This window comes from Pseudomonas sp. P4_D7 (assembly GCF_056401755.1).
In genome coordinates this window covers 1-6,753 of sequence record NZ_JBFUIR010000091.1, presented here as the reverse complement: position 1 = coordinate 6,753, position 6,753 = coordinate 1, and the positions used below count along the sequence as shown (strand labels likewise).

6 protein-coding genes are annotated in these 6,753 nt (G+C 60.9%); 3 read left to right on the top strand and 3 right to left on the bottom strand.

Annotation, left to right across the window (positions count from 1 at the left end):
- Positions 1–45 precede the first annotated feature (45 nt).
- A complete protein-coding gene (locus tag AC1DVF_RS28120) occupies positions 46–906 on the bottom strand; it encodes a LysR substrate-binding domain-containing protein (RefSeq protein WP_477783515.1) in 861 nt (286 codons plus the stop codon).
- Positions 907–1,018: 112 nt separating this feature from the next.
- Here AC1DVF_RS28120 and AC1DVF_RS28115 point away from each other — a divergent pair, with 112 nt between their 5' ends.
- The 3 genes from AC1DVF_RS28115 (at position 1,019) to AC1DVF_RS28105 (ending at position 3,840) form a co-directional block, all read left to right on the top strand.
- Positions 1,019–2,128 (top strand): 2-aminoethylphosphonate--pyruvate transaminase, encoded by a 1,110-nt coding sequence (locus AC1DVF_RS28115; RefSeq protein ID WP_477783514.1) that lies wholly within the window; start codon positions 1,019–1,021, stop codon positions 2,126–2,128.
- A 144-nt stretch (positions 2,129–2,272) separates the two neighbouring features.
- On the top strand, positions 2,273–3,100 hold the full coding sequence (gene phnX, locus AC1DVF_RS28110) for a phosphonoacetaldehyde hydrolase (protein ID WP_093434071.1): 828 nt from the start codon (positions 2,273–2,275) through the stop codon (positions 3,098–3,100).
- Positions 3,101–3,291: 191 nt separating this feature from the next.
- Positions 3,292–3,840, top strand: coding sequence for a cytochrome b (locus AC1DVF_RS28105; RefSeq protein ID WP_093434069.1), 549 nt, complete (start codon positions 3,292–3,294; stop codon positions 3,838–3,840).
- A gap of 3 nt (positions 3,841–3,843) precedes the next feature.
- Here the strand turns inward: AC1DVF_RS28105 and AC1DVF_RS28100 are convergent, their stop codons facing one another.
- Both AC1DVF_RS28100 and AC1DVF_RS28095 read right to left on the bottom strand, forming a co-directional pair.
- Positions 3,844–4,770, bottom strand: a complete 927-nt coding sequence (locus AC1DVF_RS28100) for a 1-aminocyclopropane-1-carboxylate deaminase/D-cysteine desulfhydrase (RefSeq protein ID WP_477783513.1) — start codon at positions 4,768–4,770, stop codon at positions 3,844–3,846.
- A gap of 200 nt (positions 4,771–4,970) precedes the next feature.
- The coding region (locus AC1DVF_RS28095; protein ID WP_477783512.1) for a 2,4-dienoyl-CoA reductase FMN-binding domain-containing protein at positions 4,971–6,753 on the bottom strand (1,783 nt) is incomplete at its 5' end.

The window sequence follows — 6,753 nt, the reverse complement described above, 5'->3', positions numbered from 1 at the left end:
CAAATGTGGGAGCGAGCTTGCTCGCGAAGGGAGCGACTCGGTGTATCAGGCCGGCGCCAGGCCAAAGAACGCCTGAATCAAGCGCAACTCCCGCCGCCGCTCCATGCAGCCGATCATGTGCCGATTGACCAGCCCTGCCCCGGCAATCGGAATCGCCACCACCCTCGGGTCATGGCTGACCTCCACCGATGACACCACGCCAACGCCCAACTCAGCGGCGACGGCTTCAGTCACCGCCTCACGACTATCAAGTTCCAGCAACACGCGCGGATGGATCGACGCCTGCGCACAGGCGTCATCAAATGTACGCCGGGTGATCGAACTCGGCTCACGGAGCACCATGATCACCTGATCCAGTTCCTTGAGTTTCACTTCCCCGGCGCGCATCGCCCACGGGTGCCCTGCGGGCACCAACGCGCAGATCCGTGATTCGCTCAACGCTTGCAGATGCAGGCCTTTGCGCGGCTCGACCTCGGTCAACACCGCAACATCCGCGTGTTCCGACAACAATGCAGCGAGGGTTTCCTGAGCATTGCCCAAGCGCAGGTTCACCGTAATTCCCGAATACCGCGCGCGCAGGCTCGCCAACATTGGCATGACCATATGCGGCCCGTCCGCCGCCACTTCCAGCCGCCCGGTCAGCAACTGTCGATTGGCCTCAAGCATCGTCTGCGCCTCTTCCGCCAGGCCAAACATCGCGCGGGTAATCGCCGCGAGTTTGGTGCCCTCCTCGGTCAGTTCCACCCGTCGCGCGGTGCGCCGCAACAGGGTGATCTGGTAGTGCTCCTCCAGCGCCTTGATGTGCCCGGTAACCGCCGGCTGACTGATGAACAAGCGCGCGGCGGCACGGGTGAAGCTGCCTTCACGGGCCACGGCGTCGAAGGCGCGGAGCTGGAACAGGTTCATGAATAACTCTCACTGATGGCTGGCATAACAACAAACAATTTGATTGATGCAACGGCGAATTGCAACGTATGCCCCGTAGCTTCATCCCACAGCGCTATCCGAGGACACACGAATGAGTATTGCCGAACCCATCCTGCTCACTCCCGGCCCGTTGACCACTTCGGCCCGCACCCGCCAGGCGATGATGGTCGACTGGGGGTCATGGGATGACCGCTTCAATCAACTGACCGCCAGCCTTTGCGAACAACTGCTGGCGATCCTCAACGGCGCCGCGACTCACCACTGCGTACCCTTACAGGGCAGCGGCACCTTCGCTGTTGAAGCGGCCATCGGCACATTGGTGCCGCGTGACGGCAAAGTCCTGGTGCTGATCAACGGCGCCTACGGCAAGCGTCTGGCGAAGATTTGCGAAGTGCTCGGTCGCTCATTCAGCACCTTCGAAACCGCTGAAGATGAACCGACCACCGCCGCCGACGTCGACCGCTTGCTGCGCGCCGACAGCAATATTACCCACGTCGCCCTGATCCACTGCGAAACCAGCACCGGGATTCTCAATCCGCTGCCGGAGATTGCCCAGGTCGTCGCGCAACACGGCAAACGCTTGATCATCGACGCCATGAGTTCCTTTGGCGCACTGCCGGTGGACGCGCAGCAAGTGCCGTTCGACGCACTGATCGCCGCTTCCGGCAAATGCCTGGAAGGCGTGCCGGGGATGGGTTTTGTCTTCGCTCGCAAAGAGTCTTTGGCCGCAGCCGCTGGCAATTCGCACTCGCTGGCGATGGACCTGTACGACCAGCACGCTTACATGATGAAAACCGGTCAATGGCGCTTCACCCCGCCGACTCACGTGGTCGCGGCGCTGCACGAAGCGCTGCTGCAATACAACGAAGAAGGTGGCCTGCCGGCACGCCATGCGCGTTATGCCGCCAACTGCCAGGCGCTGATGGACGAGATGGGCAAACTCGGTTTGCGCAGCTTCCTGCCAGCGGCGATTCAAGCGCCGATCATCGCCACGTTCCATGCGCCGCAAGATCCGCGCTACCAGTTCAAGGATTTCTACGAACGCGTGAAGGCCAAGGGTTACATCCTTTATCCGGGCAAATTGACTCAGGTCGAGACGTTCCGTGTCGGCTGCATCGGCCACGTCAGCCCGGACGAAATGCGCCAAGCCGTGGCGGCGGTCGGCGAGGTCTTGCGCGAGATGGAAGTGTTAGAGATCTAAAACCCACCCTTAATCCCCTGTGGGAGCGAGCTTGCTCGCGAATGCGGTCGCACATTCAACATAGATATCGACTGATCCGACGCCTTCGCGAGCAAGCTCACTCCTACATTTGAATTGCATTGCCAACTCAGGAATTTGATCAACATGAACTACGTCAATCCAAACAAACTGCAAGCCGCGATCCTCGACTGGGCCGGCACCGTGGTCGATTTCGGCTCGTTCGCACCCACGCAGATTTTCGTCGAGGCCTTCGCCGAATTCGACGTGCAGGTCTCCATCGAAGAAGCGCGTGGCCCGATGGGCATGGGCAAGTGGGACCACATCCGCACCCTCTGTGATCAGCCGCAAGTGGCCGAGCGTTATCGCAAGGCGTTCGGCCGCACGCCGACCGACGATGACGTCACCGCCATCTACAACCGCTTCATGCCGCTGCAGATCGAGAAGATCGCCGAACACTCGGCGCTGATTCCCGGCGCACTGGAAACCATCGCCAATCTGCGTCAGCAAGGCATCAAGATCGGCTCCTGTTCCGGCTACCCGAAGCAGGTGATGGACAAGGTCGTCGAGCTGGCCGCCACCAACGGCTATGTCGCCGACCACGTGGTTGCCACCGACGAAGTGCCGAATGGCCGTCCGTGGCCGGCTCAGGCGCTGGCCAACGTGATCGCGCTGGGCATCGACGATGTCGCAGCGTGCGTGAAGATCGATGACACCGTGCCGGGCATTCTCGAAGGCCGCCGCGCCGGGATGTGGACCGTGGCGCTGATCTGCTCAGGCAACGCACTGGGTCTGGATTACGCCGGTTTCCGCGCCTTGGGCAGCGATGAACTGGCCAGCGAGCGCAAACGCATTCACGCGCTGTTCGAAGGCTCGCGCCCGCATTACATGATCGACACCATTACTGATTTGCCGGAAGTCATCGCCGACATCAACAAGCGTCTGGCCAACGGTGAAATGCCGCAATCGAGCTGATTCCTGCCGCTTGCTGCAAAGACAAACGCCAGTGTTTTGCCGACACTGGCGTTTTCTTATTGGCAAAGCCTCGATTCAGAGCGCTGAAAGTCCGATCAGCCTCAGGCAAATCCGCCAAAGCGGATTACAGTTAAAGCATGCCGTCGGCCAAGAACGGCAGGTTTGAACCCTGATCTGTGAGGAAACACCGTATGCCGTGGACAAGTTCCGAATCCCGCTACAGCACCGTCTCGGTCCTGTTGCACTGGCTGATGCTGGTCCTGTTGGTGCTGGTGTACGCCAGCATGGAGTTGCGCGGTCTGTTTCCCAAAGGCAGTGGCGGGCGCACGCTGATCCGCGAAGTGCACTACATGCTCGGCCTGACCGTGTTTGTGCTGGTGTGGTTTCGCCTGCTCGCGCGCAGCATTGGTCCGGCGCCAAAAATCTTCCCCGCCTCACCGCAATGGCAAACCGTGCTGGCGCGGCTGATGCACTGGGCCTTGTACCTGTTCATGATCAGCATGCCGATCCTGGGCTGGCTGATCACCAGCGCTGAAGGACATCAGGTGATGTTCTATGGCTTTGACCTACCGCTATTGGTGGCGGAAAACAAAGCCTTCGCCAAGCAGGTCGAACACTGGCATGTGCTGATCGCCACGATCGGTTACTGGTTGATCGGCCTGCATGCACTGGCGGGGATTTATCACCACTATGTGGTGGGCGATAACACGCTGCTGCGGATGATGCCCAAGCGCGGTTGAATATCAGCGGCTGGCGCTAAACCCACGCCGGCCCTGCAAGCCTCCGGTATGAATGAAGATCAGCCGCGTTCCGGGCGCGAAACTGCCTGCCTCGACCTGTTGCTTGAGTGCCAGCAACGCCTTGCCGGTGTACAACGGCTCCAGTGGGACGCCGCTGGCCTGCTCGGTCTGTTCAATGAACGCGAGCAGCAGCGGATCGACCTTGGCAAAACCGCCACGGCTGGCATCGATCAACTCATAGTCGGCAGTGGCCAGTCCGGCTGACCGCATAATCGACTCGACCTGCGGCGCCACGCCGTGATCCTCAGGGACTGCCAACGCGCCATAGACCCGGTGCGCACCCGCCTCGGCGAGGACCAGCCCGGCGAGTGTCGTCCCGGTGCCGCAGGCCAGCCACCAACCGTGATAGTCGCTCCAGCCCAGCGTAGGCAATTGCGCTTGCGCCTGTTCCTTGATGGCTGCACAACCGAGCGCCCCTGCAAGTCCACCTCCCCCCTCGGGAACCGCTTGCAGATTGGGGTATTGCTCGTGCCAGGGTTGCCAGAATCCCGGCTCATTGCGCGCGCGATAACCGCCATAACCCAACCAATGCAATTGCATGCCGCACGCCTGCAGATCCAGCACCGTGGGAGTTTCCTGCGCATGCCCGCGCAGCAGCCCCACGGTTTGGAAGCCCAGCCGTTTCCCCGTCGCCGCCAACGCGTGCAGATGATTGGAGTGCGCACCGCCGAGACTGATGATGCCCTCGGCACCCATACGGTCGGCGGCTTTGAGGTGTTCGACGAGTTTGAACCATTTGTTGCCGCTGATCAGCGGGTCGATCTGGTCGAGGCGCAGGATGGCCATTTCAATGCCGGCGTTTGCGAGCCAGTCCAGATGAAGGTAGTCGAGGGGGGCTTGGGGTAGCCAATCGGTGGGAGGCAAAAGCATGAGCGGCGATTCGATCTGGACAGAGCCAGCATTCTAGTCGCTCACAAGTCACCATCGCGAGCAGGCTCACAAGGTTCACGATGTGCACAAATCCTGTGGGAGCGAGCTTGCTCGCGAAAGCGGAGTGTCAGTCAATATATATGTCGACTGACACGATGCCTTCGCGAGCAGGCGCGCTCCCACAGGTTCAGCGGTGGAGCTTAAAGTTCAGCAGCGAGGCGCGAGCCTTGGTTGATCGCGCGTTTGGCATCCAGCTCGGCCGCGACATCGGCACCACCGATCAGGTGCACGTTCTGCCCCGCTTCCACCAGACCGTCATGCAATTCACGCAGCGGATCCTGCCCCGCGCAAATCACGATGTTGTCCACCGCCAGCACTTGCGGCTCGCCGGTTTCGCCGATGCGGATATGCAGGCCTTGGTCATCGATGCTCAGGTATTCAACGCTGTTGAGCATCTGCACCTGTTTGTTCTTCAGACCGGTACGGTGAATCCAGCCAGTGGTTTTACCCAGACCATCACCGACCTTGGTTTTCTTGCGCTGCAACAGAAACACTTCGCGGGCCGGCGCGTGCGGTGCGGCTTTGATCCCGGCCACACCCCCACGGGCTTCGAGTTGCGTATCGATGCCCCACTCTTTCCAGAACGCGGCGCGATCCTGGCTGGTGGCCACGCCTTGGTGAACGAGGAATTCCGAGACGTCAAAACCGATACCGCCGGCGCCGATCACCGCCACGCGTTTACCGACCGGCTTGCGCTCAAGGATCACGTCCAGGTAGCTCAGCACCTTGGCATTCTCGACACCCGGAATTGCCGGCACGCGCGGTGCAATGCCAGTGGCGAGGATGATCTCGTCGTAACCGCCTTCCACCAGTTTCGCGACATCGACGCGGGTGTTCAGGCACACCTCGACATTCGTGGTCTGCAACTTGCGTTTGAAGTAACGCAGGGTTTCGAAGAACTCTTCCTTGCCCGGCACGCGTTTGGCGATGTTGAACTGGCCGCCAATTTCGCTGGCCGAATCGAACAGGGTCACTTGATGGCCACGCTCGGCAGCCACGGTCGCGGCGGACAAACCGGCAGGGCCGGCGCCAACCACAGCGATTTTCTTGATCTGCTGCACCGGCAGATAATTGAGTTCGGTTTCGTGGCAGGCACGCGGGTTGACCAGGCAACTGGTCAGCTTGCCGCCGAAGGTGTGATCGAGGCACGCCTGGTTGCAACCGATACAGGTGTTGATTTCGTCAGCGCGGCCTTCAGCGGCCTTGTTGACGAAGTCCGGGTCGGCGAGGAACGGCCGCGCCATCGAGACCATATCGGCATCGCCTTCAGCCAGAATCTGCTCGGCGATTTCCGGGGTGTTGATACGGTTGGTGGTGATCAGCGGAATCTTCACCGAACCGCGCAGCTTGGCGGTGACCTTGCTGAATGCCGCACGCGGCACTTTGGTGGCGATGGTCGGGATCCGCGCTTCGTGCCAGCCGATGCCGGTGTTGATGATGGTTGCGCCGGCCTGCTCGATGGCTTTGGCCAGGGTAACGATCTCGTCCCAGGTGCTGCCGCCCTCGACCAGGTCGAGCATCGACAGACGGAAAATAATGATGAAGTTCGGCCCTACCGCCTCGCGCACACGACGAACGATTTCCACCGGCAGGCGCATGCGGTTTTCGTAGCTGCCGCCCCAGCGGTCGGTGCGGTGGTTGGTGTGTGCGGCGAGGAACTGGTTAATGAAATAACCTTCCGAGCCCATGATCTCGACACCGTCATACTCGGCGGTTTGCGCCAGTACCGAACAGGTGACGAAATCGCTGATCTGTTTCTCGATGCCTTCCTCGTCCAGTTCTTTGGGCTTGAACGGGTTGATCGGGGCCTGAATCGCGCTCGGCGCGACTTGTTTCGGGCTGTAGGCATAACGCCCGGCGTGGAGGATCTGCATGCAAATCTTGCCGCCCGCGTCGTGCACCGCGCGGGTGACGATGCGGTGC